10 protein-coding genes and 1 pseudogene are annotated in these 15,255 nt (G+C 69.7%); 9 read left to right on the top strand and 2 right to left on the bottom strand.

Translation table 11 applies throughout. The annotated features are described in order from the left end of the window. The 6 genes and pseudogenes from ABTZ43_RS09635 to ABTZ43_RS09610 all read left to right on the top strand — a co-directional run. Window positions 1-693: pseudogene (locus ABTZ43_RS09635) on the top strand (hypothetical protein); the annotation flags it as partial. Between the two features lie 213 nt (window positions 694-906). Next, window positions 907-1,803 carry an ABC transporter ATP-binding protein gene (locus ABTZ43_RS09630; RefSeq protein ID WP_056415011.1) on the top strand — a complete coding sequence of 299 codons (897 nt, stop codon included), beginning with the start codon at window positions 907-909 and terminating at the stop codon, window positions 1,801-1,803. A 38-nt stretch (window positions 1,804-1,841) separates the two neighbouring features. After that, window positions 1,842-2,903 carry an ABC transporter permease gene (locus ABTZ43_RS09625; RefSeq protein WP_350538627.1) on the top strand — a complete coding sequence of 354 codons (1,062 nt, stop codon included), beginning with the start codon at window positions 1,842-1,844 and terminating at the stop codon, window positions 2,901-2,903. A 133-nt stretch (window positions 2,904-3,036) separates the two neighbouring features. Then, entirely contained in the window at window positions 3,037-4,038 is a 1,002-nt protein-coding gene (locus ABTZ43_RS09620) for an ABC transporter substrate-binding protein (RefSeq protein WP_350538626.1), read from the top strand. Beyond that, window positions 4,011-5,123, top strand: coding sequence for a FecCD family ABC transporter permease (locus ABTZ43_RS09615; protein ID WP_374612992.1), 1,113 nt, complete (start codon window positions 4,011-4,013; stop codon window positions 5,121-5,123). The genes ABTZ43_RS09620 and ABTZ43_RS09615 overlap by 28 nt, the downstream gene beginning before the upstream one ends. Then, window positions 5,120-5,884 carry an ABC transporter ATP-binding protein gene (locus tag ABTZ43_RS09610; RefSeq protein WP_056415004.1) on the top strand — a complete coding sequence of 255 codons (765 nt, stop codon included), beginning with the start codon at window positions 5,120-5,122 and terminating at the stop codon, window positions 5,882-5,884. Before ABTZ43_RS09615 ends, ABTZ43_RS09610 begins: the two co-directional genes overlap by 4 nt. A 157-nt stretch (window positions 5,885-6,041) precedes the next feature. Here ABTZ43_RS09610 and ABTZ43_RS09605 read toward each other — a convergent pair whose 3' ends face one another. Beyond that, the gene (locus ABTZ43_RS09605; RefSeq protein ID WP_350538625.1) at window positions 6,042-9,539 is read right to left on the bottom strand and encodes a proline dehydrogenase family protein; all 3,498 of its coding nucleotides are present in this window, start codon (window positions 9,537-9,539) and stop codon (window positions 6,042-6,044) included. 146 nt (window positions 9,540-9,685) lie between these two features. On the opposite strand from ABTZ43_RS09605, the gene ABTZ43_RS09600 reads away from it, so the two are divergent. The 3 genes from ABTZ43_RS09600 (at window position 9,686) to ABTZ43_RS09590 (ending at window position 12,961) form a co-directional block, all read left to right on the top strand. Beyond that, a complete protein-coding gene (locus tag ABTZ43_RS09600; protein WP_149422122.1) occupies window positions 9,686-10,594 on the top strand; it encodes a LysR substrate-binding domain-containing protein in 909 nt (302 codons plus the stop codon). Between the two features lie 142 nt (window positions 10,595-10,736). Then, window positions 10,737-11,324, top strand: coding sequence for a nitroreductase family protein (locus ABTZ43_RS09595; RefSeq protein ID WP_056414997.1), 588 nt, complete (start codon window positions 10,737-10,739; stop codon window positions 11,322-11,324). Between the two features lie 125 nt (window positions 11,325-11,449). Next, window positions 11,450-12,961, top strand: coding sequence for an amino acid permease (locus tag ABTZ43_RS09590; protein WP_056414995.1), 1,512 nt, complete (start codon window positions 11,450-11,452; stop codon window positions 12,959-12,961). A 102-nt stretch (window positions 12,962-13,063) separates the two neighbouring features. On the opposite strand, the gene ABTZ43_RS09585 is transcribed toward ABTZ43_RS09590, so the two are convergent. Next, a complete protein-coding gene (locus tag ABTZ43_RS09585; protein ID WP_149422121.1) occupies window positions 13,064-15,235 on the bottom strand; it encodes an ATP-dependent Clp protease ATP-binding subunit in 2,172 nt (723 codons plus the stop codon). Window positions 15,236-15,255 lie beyond the last annotated feature (20 nt).

Here is a 15,255-nt window from a genome sequence, read left to right as displayed (position 1 = left end):
TGGGGGTACGTGGCCGTCAAGCTCGACGTGCCGCTGCCGAACATCGTGCTCGACGCTCTCGGCAACAACACTCTCGGCAGCTCGATGACCGCCGCGTTCAGCCGCACGCAGCGGCTGTCGCTCGAGGGGGACTTCGACAGATTCTTCTCCCTCTACTGCCCGACGGGGTACGAGACGGATGCACTGTACCTCTTCACCCCCGATGTGATGGCGCGCTTCATCGACCATGCCGCGCAGCTCGATGTCGAGATCGTCGACGACTGGCTGTTCCTCTACGCGCGCCGGGAGGTCTCGACCCTCGATCCGGCGACCTGGGCGTGGCTGTTCGGCGCGGTCGGGGCTCTTCTCGGCAAGCTCGACCAGTGGGCGCGCTGGCGCGACGACCGCCTCCGGCTCGCGGCGCCACAGCCGGCGCCGCAGTCCACATGGCAGTCGATGCCGCAGTCCACGCCGCCGTCGATGGCCGCGCCGTCGCCCGAGCCCTCGCCCGAGCCCGCACCCTCGGGTCAGCCCCTTCCGTTCGCCGCCCCCGCAGGAGTTCTCACCCCGCCCCCGCCCGGCGTCGCCCCTCCGGGCCGGCGATTGAAGCGCCGCAGCCCATGGCTGGTCGTCGGCATCATCGTCGGGGTGGTGTTCATCGCGACCGCGGCACCCTTCGCGATCGGCATCTTCTCGTTCCTCTTCCTCCGCTGAGGCACTCCCCCTCGTCTGGAGTCGTGGGGCCACTCCCCCGCACGGCGGACCCCGGCCGGGTCCGCCACGGGTCGGTGCGTCGCAGAGATCCGCCGTACGGGGGATGCCGCCGCAGCACACCTCGCCCTAGCGTGAAGGCATGCGATGCACTGAGCGAACCACGCGATGCACTGAGCGAACACGTGTTGCACCGAGCGAACGGAGTACATCGAAGTGACCACAGGAAACCTCCTCCTCACGGGCATCACCAAGAGCTACGGCTCTCGGCGCGTGCTCGACGACATCTCCTTCGGGGTGACGCCAGGACGCCTCACCGGGTTCGTCGGCGGCAACGGCGCGGGCAAGACGACGACCATGCGCATCGTGCTGGGTCTGCTCAACTCCGACGGAGGCACCGTCGAGCTCGACGGCCGAAAGCTCACCAGCGCGGACCGCCGACACTTCGGGTACATGCCCGAAGAACGCGGCCTGTACCCCAAGATGAAGGTGCTCGAGCAGATCGTCTACCTCGCCCGCCTGCACGGATTCAGCAAGCCGGATGCCACCACCCGCGCGACCGCACTGCTCACCGAGCTGGGACTCGAGGAACGGCTCGGCGACACGATCGAGTCGCTCTCGCTCGGCAACCAGCAGCGCGCGCAGATCGCCGCAGCGCTCGTGCACGACCCCGAGGTGCTGATCCTCGACGAGCCGTTCTCGGGCCTCGACCCGCTCGCGGTCGACGTCGTCGCCTCGGTGCTGCAGTCCTCCGCCGCGAAAGGCGCGTCGATCCTCTTCTCCTCCCACCAGCTCGATGTCGTCGAGCGCCTGTGCGACGACCTCGTGATCCTCGCCGGCGGCACCATCCGCGCCTCGGGCTCGCGCGACGCGCTGCGCGCCGAGCATGCGGGCAGCCGATACGAGCTCGTCTCCGCCGGCGATGCCGGGTGGCTGCGCGGCGAGCCGGGCGTCACCGTGGTCGACTTCGAGGGCGGCTACGCCCTGTTCGACGCCGACGGACCCGACACAGCCCAGCGCGTGCTGCGCACCGCCGTGGAACGCGGCGATGTCGCCAGCTTCGCCCCCAAGCATCCCTCTCTCGCCCAGATCTTCAAGGAGGTCATCCAGTGAGCACCCCGACCAAGACCGGGTCGCCGTCACCGGCCCCGATGATCTGGCTCGTCGCCGAGCGCGAGATCGGCTCGAAGCTGCGCAGCAAGGCCTTCCTGATCTCGACCGGCGTCCTGCTGCTGATCGCCCTCGCCGGCATCGTGATCGGCGGGTTCGCGAGCAAGAACACCGGCGCGGATGCCATGCCGGTCGCCGTGACCTCGCAGACCGCATCTGCGGTCTCGGCGCTGCCGAACGTGAAGGTCACCGAGGTGTCCGATGAGGCGGCGGCCGAGGAGCTCGTCCGCTCCGAGAAGGTCGACGCCGCCGTGCTGCCCGGCGACAACCCCTCCGGGTACACCGTGATCGCATTGAAGGACGCGCCCAGCTCGCTCGTCTCGGCGCTCTCGCAGGCGCCGGACGTGCAGATCCTGGAGCCGGCGACCACCAATCCGCTGCTGCGCTACTTCATCGCGATCGCCTTCGGCATCGTGTTCATGGGGGCGGCGGCCACCTTCGGCGGAACGATCGCGCAGAGCGTCGTCGAGGAGAAGCAGACCCGCGTCGTCGAGATCCTGCTGTCGGCGATCCCGGCGCGCACCCTGCTCGCGGGCAAGGTGATCGGCAACACGATCCTCGCGATGGGGCAGATCCTCGCTCTCGCCGCGATCGCGACGGTGGGTCTCATCGTCACCGGCCAGAACGCCGTGCTGTCGACCCTCGGCGCACCGATCATCTGGTTCGCGGTGTTCTTCCTGTTCGGATTCATCCTGCTCGCGGCGATGTTCGCGGCGGCCGCCTCGATGGTCTCCCGCCAGGAGGACATCGGCTCGACCACGACCCCGATCACGATGCTGATCATGGCGCCGTACGTGCTCGTCATCGTCTTCAACGACAACCCGCTGGTGCTGACGATCATGTCGTATGTGCCGTTCTCGGCACCGGTCGGCATGCCCATGCGGCTGTTCGTCGGCGAGGCGCAGTGGTGGGAGCCGCTGCTCAGCCTGGTCATCCTGCTCGCGAGCTGCGTCGCGGCGATCATGATCGGCGCGAAGATCTACGAGAACTCGCTGCTGCGCATGGGAACGAGGGTCAAGCTCGGCGAGGCGCTGCGCGGCTGATCAGGCCCCGTCGCACCTCTCGGCGAGGCCCGTTTCGCGCTGACGCACAGGTAAGGCTAACCTTATGTAGTTGTCTACTTGAGGAGTACCTGTGCGTCAGCGAGCCGTGATCGGTCTCACCCTTGCAGCGGTAATGACGGTGGGACTCGCCGGGTGCGGTGCCTCCGAGGCGGTCGAGCCGGCGGCGAGCGCCGCACCGGGGCAAGGGTCTACGGACTACCCGGTGACCATCGAGAACTGCGGCGTCGAGGTGACCGTCGACGCCGCCCCGCAGCGGGTCGTCTCGCTCGATCAGAACTCGACCGAGATCCTGCTGTCTCTCGGGCTCGAGGATCGCATCGTGGGCACGGCGTCGTGGACCGATCCCGTGCTCGACTCCCTCGCGGAGGCGAATGCCGATGTGCCGCGACTGGCCGACAACGCCCCGACCTACGAGGTCACGCTGGGGGCGGACCCGGACTTCGTGACCGCCTCCTTCGGCCGGCATTTCGCCGAGGGCGGCGTCGCCTCGCGAGAGCGGTTCGCCGAGACGGGGGTCTCCACCTACCTCTCGCCGACGGACTGCGACAACGGCACGAGCATCAACGGGGGCGGAACGCGCACGACAGCGCTCACGATCGATGCGCTGTATGCGGAGATCGCGGAACTGGGCGAGATCTTCGACGTCTCTGATCGTGCGGACGCTCTCATCGCCGATCTGAAGGCGCGCGCCGAAGCCGCGACCGCCGGGGTCGATTTCGGGGGCGCGACGGTGGCCTTCTGGTTCGCGGACACCAAGACGCCGTATGTCGCGGGGGGTCTCGGCTCGGCCGCACTCCTGTCGTCGATGACGGGTCTCGACAACGTCTTCACGGAACTCGACGACGACTGGCCCGCGACCACCTGGGAAGAGGTCGCGGACCGCGATCCGCAGGTCTTCATCCTGGGCGATCTTCAGCGCGACCGCTTTCCCGGAGACCGCCTGGACGACAAGGTGGCGTTCCTGGAATCCGACCCCCTGACGAAGACCATCGACGGGGTGCGCGCTGAGCGCTACATCGCACTCCACGGCGCCGAGCTGAACCCGTCGATCAGGTTCGTCGACGGCCTCGAGAAGATCAAGGCGTGGTGGGTCGAGCACGAGGGCGAGCTCTGACCCCCACCGCGCGGAAGGCCCCTCCCGAAGACTCGTCGAGAGAAGCCTCCCCGCGCCCTCCGCGCATCCATCGTTTCGGAACGTCGAGTGCACTCGTCGTCGCAGGGCTCCTCCTTCTCGTCGTGTCGGTCGGGGTGGCGATCACCCTCGGCCCGGCGGACATCCTGATGGTGAACGTCCGCGACATCGTCTCGAACCATCTGGGCCTCACCGACATCCCGGTGAAGGCGTCGAAGGACGCGATCGTTTGGGAGGAGCGCCTGCCCCGGGCCCTCGTCGCCGCGGCGTGCGGCGCCGGGCTCGGACTCTGCGGCGTCATCATGCAGTCGCTCCTGCGCAATCCGCTCGCCGACCCCTTCATCCTGGGCATCTCGTCAGGCGCATCGACCGGCGCGGTCGCCATCGGGATCCTCGGACTCGGCGGCGCGACGATCGGCCTGTCCGGCGGCGCCTTCGTCGGAGCCCTCGTCGCGTTCGGGCTGGTCCTGCTGCTCGCCCGCCTGTCCGGCGGCGGAAACGACCGCGTCGTGCTCGCGGGCGTGGCCAGCACCCAGCTGTTCTCGGCCCTGACCTCGCTGATCATCTTCGCCTTCGCCGACTCCGACGAGACCCGCGGGGTGATGTTCTGGCTGCTCGGCTCGCTGGAGGGCGTGCGCTGGGACGACGCCGCGCTCTCGGCGAGCGTGGTCGCCGCAGGCTCGCTCCTCTGCCTCCGCTACGCCCGCACCCTCGACGCCTTCACTTTCGGCGATGATGTCGCGGCGTCACTCGGCATCCACGTGGCCAGGACCCGTGCGGTCCTGCTCGTGACGACCGCGCTCATCACCGCGACGCTGGTGAGCATCGCCGGAGCGATCGGATTCGTCGGCCTCGTGCTCCCCCACGCCGCACGTCTGGTCGCCGGTGCGCGCCACTCGCGCCTGATCCCGGCCACGGCGATCATCGGGGCCGTCTTCATGGTGTGGGTCGACGCCGGGGCTCGCGTCGCGTTCTCGCCCACACCGCTTCCCGTCGGTGTCGGGACAGCGCTCGTGGGCGTCCCGGTGTTCATCGCCCTGCTGGCTCGGAGGAGGAGGCGCGCATGACCCTCCGCGCCGAGAACGTGTCGTGGAACCGTGGCGGCACCCTCGTCGTCGACGGGGTGACACTGCACCCGGAACCCGGACAGACCGTCGGCCTGCTCGGACCGAACGGCTCGGGCAAGTCGTCGCTGCTGCGCCTGCTGCACGGCCTGGTGCGACCGACCTCCGGACTCGTCACGCTCGACGGGGCCGACCTCGCCCAGGTGCCGAGGCGCCGCGTGGCGAGATCGGTGGCGTCCGTGACGCAGCACGCGGACACCGACGTCGACATCACGGTCCGCGATGTCGCTCGCCTCGGCCGCATCCCCCATCGCTCGCCCCTGGGCGGCGCGACCTCCGCCGACGAGGCCGCGGTGGACCGGGCGCTCGCCCACGTCGGCCTGCTGCGGCAGGCCGACCGCCTCTGGCACACCCTCTCCGGCGGCGAGCGCCAGCGCGCGCAGATCGCCCGTGCCCTCGCGCAGGAGCCACGCGAGCTGCTCCTCGACGAACCGACGAACCACCTCGACATCCGACACCAGCTCGAACTGCTCGACCTGGTGTGCGCGTTGCCGATGACCACCGTCATCGCCCTGCACGACCTCAACCTCGCGGCGATGTACTGCGACGTCATCGTGGTGCTGCGCGAGGGACGCGTGGTGGCCGCGGGCACGCCGACGGAGGTGCTGACGGCCGAGCTGATCCGGACCGTCTACGAGGTGACGGCGGAGGTCGCCCTCGATGAGGGAGGACGCCCCGCCATCACCTACCGACGACGCGGGTGAGCACGACCGGCCGGATCAGCAGAAGAACCGGCCGGACCTGCCGGACCGGCAGGACCGGCAGGACCGGCAGGACCGGCAGAACCGGTCTGACCGGCAGAGCCACTCAGACCGGCAGAGCCACCCAGACCGGCAGAGCCGGCCGGACCGGCAAGACCGGTCAGATCAGGCCGTCGGACAGCGTCGTGGGGTTGCCGAACCGGTGGTTCGTGATCGACACGGCCTGCTCGTGCAGGAACGGCAGCATCTCGACCCGGCCGGCGCCCGTGACGGCGTGCGACCAGACGGCGACGTCCGGAGTGCCGCCGAGCGCCTCGAACAGCGCCGACGCATCGCCGCCGACCAGACGCACCCGCTGCCAGCTGTGCTCGGCCTTCGCCGCCGCCTTCGCGAAGCGGGCCACCCACGCCGCATCCTTCTCGTGCTTCACGGTCACCCCGTGCGCACGCAGCGCCTTCTCGACCCGCGAGGGCAGAGCGGATGCCGACACCGTGAACGGGCTGCCGCTGCGCAGCGCCGCGACGATCACGCGCAGGCCGTCGACGAGCGGTGCCGCCTCGCCGATGCGCACGTCGGCGGCAACCGGACGGTAGCGGAACACGTTGCGCTCCACACCGAGGCCCGACTTGTCGCTGACGATGCCGAACTCCGAGGTCCAGGCCTGCTCGTCCGCCGCGGCGGCGCGGTGCAGCCACTCGATCTCGACCGCGTCGAGGTCGCTCGCCGCAGCCGTGAGCACACTGTCGACGACCGGGGTGAGGGCGGCGCCCGCCGCGGCGGCGGGGAGTTCGGCGGGACGCCAGTCGCCGAGGCCGAACAGGTAGTTGGGTCCGCCGGCCTTGGCGCCGGCGCCGACGGCGGACCGCTTCCAGCCGCCGAACGGCTGCCGCTGCACGATGGCGCCGGTGATGCCGCGGTTGACGTAGAGGTTGCCCGCCTCGACACGGTCGAGCCAGGTGGCGACCTCGTCGGAATCGAGCGAGTGGATGCCGGCGGTGAGGCCGTAGTCCACGGCGTTCTGCAGGCGGATGGCCTCGTCGAGGTCCTTCGCGCGCATGATGCCGAGCACGGGTCCGAAGAACTCGGTCAGGTGCGTGGTCGACCCCGGAGCGACGCCGATCTTGACGCCGGGGGTCCACTGCATCCCCTCGTCGTCGAGCTTCTTCGGCTCGACGAGCCAGCGCTCGCCCTTCTCCAGCGTCGTGAGCGCGGTCAACAGCTTGCCGTTCGCCGGCTCGATGATCGGACCCATCTGCGTCGCCGGGTCGTCGGGCAGCCCCACGCGCATCGAGGTCACGGCGTCGACGAGCTGACGCTCGAAGCGCCGCGAGTCGGCGACCGACCCGACGAGGATCGCGAGCGACGCCGCCGAGCACTTCTGCCCGGCGTGCCCGAAGGCGCTGCGCGCGACATCGGCGGCGGCGAGGTCGAGGTCGGCCGACGGCGTGACGATGATCGCGTTCTTGCCGCTCGTCTCGGCGAGCAGCGGCAGATCGGATCGGAACGAGCGGAACAGCTGCGCGGTCTCGTAGGCGCCCGTGAGGATCACCCGGTCGACCTCGGGGCTCGCGACCAGGCGGGTGCCGAGGTCGCGGTTCGCGAGGTCGACGAGCGCGAGCAGGTCGCGGGGAACACCGGCGGCCCACAGGGCTTCGACCATCACCGCGCCGCAGCGCTGGGTGAGCTTGGCGGGCTTGATGACGACGCCCGATCCCGAGGCGAGACCGGCGAGCACGCCGCCCGCGGGGATCGCGACCGGGAAGTTCCACGGCGGCGTGACCACGGTGATCTTCGAGGGCACGAACTCGGCGCCCGTGACGGCCTCGAGCTCGAGCGCGCGCTCGGCGTAGTAGTGCGCGAAGTCGATGGCCTCCGAGACCTCGGGGTCGGCCTCGGCGATGGTCTTGCCGGCCTCGTGCGCCATGATCTCGATCAGCTGTCCGCGGCGGGCGGCGAGCTCGTCGCCTGCCCGGTGCAGCACGGCGGCGCGCTCGGCGGCCGGCAGGGCCGCCCACGTCGCAGCGGCGGCGGATGCGGCGGCGAAGACTCCGTCGAGCTCATCGGCCGTCTCGACCCTGGCGCGCGCGATGGCGTCGAGCCCGAGCGCCGAGTCGACCGACCGCTGCAGGATCTCGCGCCCCCAGGCGCGGTTCGCCGCGATCGCCGGGTCGCTGTCGGCCTGGTTGGCGAAGCCGGTGGTGACGGCATCCGCCCGCGCGGTGCTCTCGTCCGCACGGTTCTGCACCCGGTGCGACGAGGGCACCGACCGGTCGGCCTCGAGGCCTGCGAGCGAGCGCTCGAAGCGCTCGCGTTCGCGGGCCAGCAGCGTGGGGTCGGAGGCCAGCTCGAACACGGCGGACATGAAGTTCTCGGGGCTCGCGTTCTCTTCGAGACGGCGCACGAGGTAGGCGATCGCCACGTCGAACTCGGCCGGGTTCACGACGGGTGTGTACAGCAGCAGGCGACCGACGTCCTTGCGCACGGCCTCGGCCTGCCCGGTCGCCATGCCGAGGAGCATCTCGTACTCGACCGCGTGGGTCACGCCGCGCTCCTGAGCCAGCAGCCAGGTGTAGGCGATGTCGAACAGGTTGTGTCCGGCGACGCCGATGCGCACGGCATCCATCCGCTCCGGGGTCATCGCCCAGTCGAGCACGCGCTTGTAGTTCGTGTCGGAGTCCTGCTTGGTGCCGTAGGTCGCGAGCGGCCAGCCGTGCACCGCCGAGTCGACCTCCTCCATCGCGAGGTTGGCGCCCTTGACGACGCGCACCTTGATCGGCGCGCCGCCCTTGGCGCGGCGGGCCGCGGCCCACTCCTGCAGCTGCTGCATCGCACCGAGCGCATCGGGCAGGTAGGCCTGCAGCACGATCCCGGCTTCGAGGTTCTCGAGCCCCGGCTGGTCGAGGATGGCGGTGAACGCCGCGATCGTCAGGTCGAGGTCGCGGAACTCCTCCATGTCGAGGTTGATGAACTTGGTGGTCCCTGAGCGTGACGAAGGGCCCGAGGCCTCGGAGGCGGCGGCGAGCTCGTAGAGCGGGGTGAGCTTGGTCACGACGTCGGCGACGGCCTCGTCGAACGACCACATGGAGAGCTGGCTGACGACGCTGGAGACCTTGATCGAGACGTAGTCGACGTCCTTGCGGGCGAGGAAGTCGTAGGTGCCCTGCAGGCGGCGGCCCGCTTCGCGCTCACCGAGCACGGCCTCGCCGAGGAGGTTGAGGTTCAGGCGGTTGCCGCTCTTGCGCAGTCGGGCGATCGCGGGACCGAGCTTCGACGGCGTCGCGTCGAGCACAAGGTGTCCGACCATGGCGCGCAGCACCCGGCGCGAGATCGGCACGACCACGCCCGGCAGCTTCGGTGCCCAGAAGCCACCGGCCTTGATCGCGGCGCGCAGGTATCCGGGCAGCAGCGAGGGGGTGATCGCCGAGAGATCGGCGAGCGCACGACCGGCGACGCTGAGGTCTTCGGGGCGCATCACGCCGTCGACGAAGCCGACGGTGAACGCGAGTCCGTTCGGGTCCTTGAGCACCTCCGAGAGACGCTGGGCGGCGGGCTCGACCGGGTGGGTCTCGCTCTCGGCGAGCCAGCGCTGCACCAGCGCGGCGACGTCCTCGGTGCGCGGGGTGGCGAGGGGAGCGGTGGTGTCGGCGGCGACAGTCATCAGGGAACCTTCCGGGGGATCGCACACCCGGGATCGTGTGCGGCTCGATCATTGTCTGGCGCACGCGTAGGCTACGTCTATCAACCGATTCGGCAGCATTCTGTTCAGTCGGACTGAACGATTCAGATGATCGTGAAAGAGGGCGGATGCTCGACGTGCAACGGCTGCGGATGCTCGTGGAGCTGTCACGCCGGGGAACCCTGTCGGCCGTCGCCGACGCCCTCTCGTACAGCAAGGCGTCGGTCTCACAGCAGCTGAGCGCGCTGGAGCGCGAGGTCGGCGTCCCGCTGCTGCGCAGGGTCGGCCGAGGGGTGCAGTTCACCCCTCAGGGCAACGTGCTGGTGGCGGAGGCCATCGGCATCCTCGACCAGCTGGAGCACGCCGAGGTGGCCGTCGCCGAGTCGCTGACCGAGGTCACCGGAACCGTGCACATCGCCGTCTTCCAGTCCACCGCGCACGCGCTGCTGCCGGGGGCCCTGGCCACGCTGCGCGAGCAGCATCCCGCCCTCCGCGTCGAGGTCACCGAGAGCGATCCCGAGACCGGACTCGTCGGCGTCTCGAGCCGAGACTTCGACCTGATCCTCGCCGAGCAGTACCCGGGACGCACACGACCGATCCACGCCGACCTCGACCGCCTGATGCTCGTGCACGACCCGATCGCCCTGGCTCGCCACCCCGGCACCCCCGAGGAGGCCGATCCCGTCGCCGCGCTGTGGTCGACCAGAGACCAGCCCTGGGTGCTCGAACCCGCGGGCACCGCCTCGCGCGCCTGGGCCGAGCAGCTGTGCCGCACCGCGGGCTTCGAACCCGACGTGCGCTTCGAGGTCGCCGACCTCACGGCCCATGTGCGACTGATCCGCGCCGGACTCGCCGTCGGCCTGCTGCCCGGCCTCGTCTGGGCGGGAGAGTCGCCGACGGTGGCGCTCACCCCGCTGCCCGACGAGCCGCGCCGCGAGATCTTCTCATCCACGCGCCGGGTGTCGGTGGCCGCGCCGTCGATCCGCGCGGTGCGGCGGGCCCTCGCCTCCACCGCCGAGCGCATCCTCCCTGCCTGAGGGCCCCCGATCCTTCGCTCGATCCCCCTGAGCGCATCCGAGACATACAGCGTCATCCGGGAATATGCGTGAGCATGGACTTGTTGTGCCCGACGTACCGCGGACGAAGGAGTCCGTCCGACTCCTTCCGAAAGGCACTTCCGTGAGCACTCCTGTGATCGACCGCACCGCCCCCACCGAGCACCCCGTCCTCGACGTCCTCGCCGGGCGCTGGAGCCCCCGCGCCTACGACGCGCAGAACACGATCGACGACGCCAAGCTGAACGCCGCTCTCGAGGCCGCCCGCTGGTCGCCGTCCGCCTACAACATGCAGCCGTGGCGCTTCATCGTCGCCCGCCGCGGCACCGCGCTGTTCTCGCAGGTCGTCGACTCGCTCGTCGAGTTCAACCAGCTCTGGGCCTCGAACGCGTCGGCACTGATCGTGGCCATCGCCGAGACCGAGTCCGAAGACGGCACGGCCATCAGCCACGCCGTCTACGACCTGGGTCAGGCCGTCGCCCACTTCTCCGTGCAGGCGCACCACGAGGGACTCCTCGTGCACCAGATGAGCGGATTCGACCCCGAGGTCGTCCGCGAGTTCGCCGACCTCGACCCCCGCTTCACCGCGATCACCGTCATCGCGGTCGGCGAGCTGGGCGACGCCTCGGGCCTGCCCGAGGGCCTGCAGCAGGGCGAGACCGCCCCGCGCGTCCGTCGCCCGATCGCCGAGACCGTCATCCTCAGCGCCTGACACCCGCCTCAGCGCCCGGCACCCGCCTCAGCGCCTGACACCCGGCCGCACGAAGAGGGGCGCCGCCCGACATCCGGACGGCGCCCTTCTTCTGTGCACCCGCGCTCCCTCCTAGAATCGTGCGCATGGCTCTTCAGCGCAGGATCAAATCCGTCGAACGGTCGATGGCCGAGACGCACGACGAGAAACGGTCACTGAAGCGCTCGCTCGGCGTCTGGGACCTGGCCGTCATGGGTGTGGCCGTGGCCGTCGGCGCGGGCATCTTCTCGGTCGGCGCCGAGGCCTCGGCGCGGCATGCCGGCCCCGCGGTGATCATCTCGTTCATCATCGCCGCGGCCGTCTGCGGCCTCGCGATCCTCTGCTACGCCGAGTTCGCCTCGTCGATCCCCGTCGCCGGATCCGCCTACACGTTCACGTACTCGACCCTCGGCGAGTTCCTCGCCTGGATCATCGGCTGGGACCTCATCCTCGAGATGCTCATGGCCTCGGCCGTGATCGCGAAGTACTGGGGCGTGTACCTGGGCGACGCGGTGTCGCTGTTCGATCTCGAGATCCCCATGACGCTGCAGCTCGGGCCGCTCTCCTTCGACTGGGGCCCCGTCTTCATCGTCGCGATCTTCACCCTGCTGCTCGCCCTGGGCACGCAGCTGTCCAGCCGGGTCAACAGCGTCTTCACGGTCATCAAGGTCGCGATCGTGCTGTTCGTCATCGTGGTCGGCATCTTCTTCGTCAAGGGTGCGAACTACTCCCCGTTCGTGCCGCCGGCGCAGTCGGGCGCCGCATCGGAAAGCGCATGGACGCAGTCGCTGTTCTCGTTCCTGACCGGCTCCGACCCGACGATGTACGGCGTCTTCGGCATCCTCAGCGGTGCAGCACTGGTCTTCTTCGCGTTCATCGGCTTCGACGTCGTCGCCACCAGCGCCGAGGAGACCAAGGATCCCAAGCGCACCGTGCCGCGCGGCATCATCCTCGGACTCATCATCGTGACCGTGCTCTACGTGGCGGTCGCGATCGTGATCACCGGCATGGTCTCGTACACCGAGCTCGCGAAGCTCGACGAGCCGTCGCTGGCGAGCGCGTTCGAGCTGGTCGGCGCCACGTGGGCGGCCCAGGTCATCGCCATCGGCAGCCTGGTCGGCCTGACCACGGTCGTCATGGTGCTGCTCATGGGACTCGCCCGCGTCGTCTTCGCGATGAGCCGTGACGGCCTGCTGCCTCGTGCGCTGAGCGTGACCGACGCCAAGCGCGGCACCCCCATCCGCATCCAGCTGATCGTCGGCGTCGTGATCGCGATCATCGCGGGCTTCTTCGACGTGCAGGTGCTCGGCGACATGATCAACATCGGCACCCTGTCGGCGTTCGTTCTCGTGAGCATCGGCGTGCCGATCCTGCGCAAGACCCGCCCCGACCTCGAGCGCCCGTTCACGGTGCCGCTGTCGCCGTGGCTGCCCTGGATCTCGGCCCTGGCCTGCTTCTGGCTGATGCTCAACCTCAGCACCGAGACCTGGGTGCGCTTCGCGATCTGGCTCGCGATCGGCATGATCATCTACTTCGCCTACTCGCGCCGTCATTCGCTGATCGGGCGCGAGCTCGAGGGCGATGCGCTCGGCGGCATCCGCAGCGAGCGGCTGAAGTAGCGCAGCCCGCCCTTCGTCTCGTCGCTCCGCTCCTCGCTCAGGAACCGCGGAGCGAGACGAAGGGCGCTCAGGAGCCGGAAGGCCCCCGCCCAACGCCCCGCCCTACTCGTCGAGAGGTTCGGGGGAGGTCGAGGTCAGCACGAGCCCCGAGCCGTCGACGGCCACGTCCACGCGCACCGTGTCGCCGTCGTGCACGCCGCCGGCGAGCAGCGCCGTCGCCAGCTTGTTCTGCACCTCGGTCTGGATCAGACGACGCAGCGGCCGCGCGCCGAACATCGGGTCGTACCCGCGCTCGGCGAGCCACGATCGGGCGTCGGGGGTGACCGCGAGCGTGAGCCGCCGATCGCGCAGCCGGTCGTGCAGCTGATCGACCGAGAGCTCGACGATCTGCGCGAGGTCGTCCTGGCTGAGCGCCGAGAACATGACGATGTCGTCGAGCCGGTTCAGGAACTCCGGGCGGAACGCCTGGTGCACCAGGGTCATCACCTGCTCCCGCTTCTCGTCGGGCGACAGAGTCGGGTCGATGAGGATCGGCGACCCGAGGTTCGAGGTGAGGATCAGGATGACGTTCGTGAAGTCGACGGTGCGCCCCTGTCCGTCGGTCAGTCGACCGTCGTCGAGCACCTGCAGCAGCACGTCGAACACCTCGGGATGCGCCTTCTCGACCTCGTCGAGCAGCACCACGCTGTAGGGGCGGCGGCGCACCGCCTCGGTGAGCTGGCCGCCCTGCTCGTAGCCGACGTAGCCGGGAGGGGCGCCGACGAGGCGGGACACCGAGTGCTTCTCGCCGTACTCCGACATGTCGATGCGCACCATGGCGCGCTCGTCGTCGAACAGGAAGTCGGCGAGCGCCTTCGCGAGTTCGGTCTTGCCGACGCCGGTCGGCCCGAGGAACAGGAACGATCCGGTCGGCCGACCGGGGTCGCTGATGCCGGCCCGTGACCGCCGCACGGCGTCGGACACCGCCCTGACCGCATCCTTCTGCCCGATCAGACGGCGTCCGAGCTCGGACTCGAGGTGCAGCAGACGCTCGCTCTCGCCCTGCAGAAGGCGCCCCACCGGGATGCCGGTCCACGCCGCGATCACGGCGGCGATGTCCTCGTCGGTGACCTGCTCGTTGACCATCCGTCCCTCGGTCGAGACGGCGGCCTCGGCCTGCTCGGCTTCGGCGATCTCCTGCTCGAGGCGCTTGATCGTCTCGTATTCGAGCTTCGACGCACGGGTGTAGTCGGCCTCGCGCATCGCCAGGTCGCGCTGCGTGATCGCGTCGTCGAGCTTCTTCTTCAGATCGCCGACCCGATTGAGTCCCTGGCGCTCACGCGCCCACCGCTCCTCGAGGTCGGCGAGCTGCGCCTCCATGCCCACGAGCTGCCCGCGGAGCGCGGCGAGGCGCTCCTTCGAGGCGGCGTCCTTCTCGCGCTTGAGGGCGAGCTCCTCGAGTTTCATCCGGTCGACCTGGCGCTTGAGCTGGTCGATCTCGACCGGCGAGGAGTCGATCTCCATCTTGAGCCGCGACATCGATTCGTCGACGAGGTCGATCGCCTTGTCGGGCAGCTGGCGCGCGGGAAGGTAGCGGTTCGACAGTGCGGCCGCGGCGACGAGGGCACTGTCCGAGATCGTGACACCGTGGTGCGCCTCGTATCGACCCTTGAGGCCGCGGAGGATGGCAATGGTGTCCTCGACCGTCGGCTCTCCGACGTAGACCTGCTGGAAGCGGCGCTCGAGGGCGGCATCCTTCTCGATGAACTCGCGATACTCGTTCAGCGTGGTCGCGCCGATCAGCCGCAGCTCGCCGCGGGCGAGCATCGGCTTGAGCATGTTCGACGCGGCGACGGACCCCTCGCCTCCGCCCGCGCCCATGAGCACGTGCAGCTCGTCGATGAACGTGATGATCTGCCCGTCGGACTCGGTGATCTCCTTGAGCACGCTCTTCAAGCGCTCCTCGAACTGCCCGCGGTACATGGCACCGGCCACGAGAGCGGAGATGTCGAGGGAGACCAGGTCCTTACCCTTGAGCGACTCGGCGACATCGCCCGCGACGATGCGCTGGGCGAGCCCTTCGACGACGGCCGTCTTGCCCACGCCCGGCTCACCGATCAGCACCGGGTTGTTCTTGGTGCGGCGGGTGAGCACCTGGCTGACCCGGCGGATCTCCCCGTCGCGCCCGATCACCGGGTCGAGCTTTCCCTGACGGGCGCGCTCGGTGAGATTGATCCCGAACTGCTCGAGGGCGGACTGCTGGTCGTCGTTCTGTGCGCTCTGTGGGCCTGGCATGCGCTCCTCCTGGGAGACTC

The sequence above is a fragment of the Microbacterium sp. NPDC097977 genome, assembly GCF_040302605.1.
Taxonomy (GTDB): Bacteria; Actinomycetota; Actinomycetes; order Actinomycetales; family Microbacteriaceae; genus Microbacterium.
This window is presented reverse-complemented; position numbering and strand designations above follow the sequence as displayed.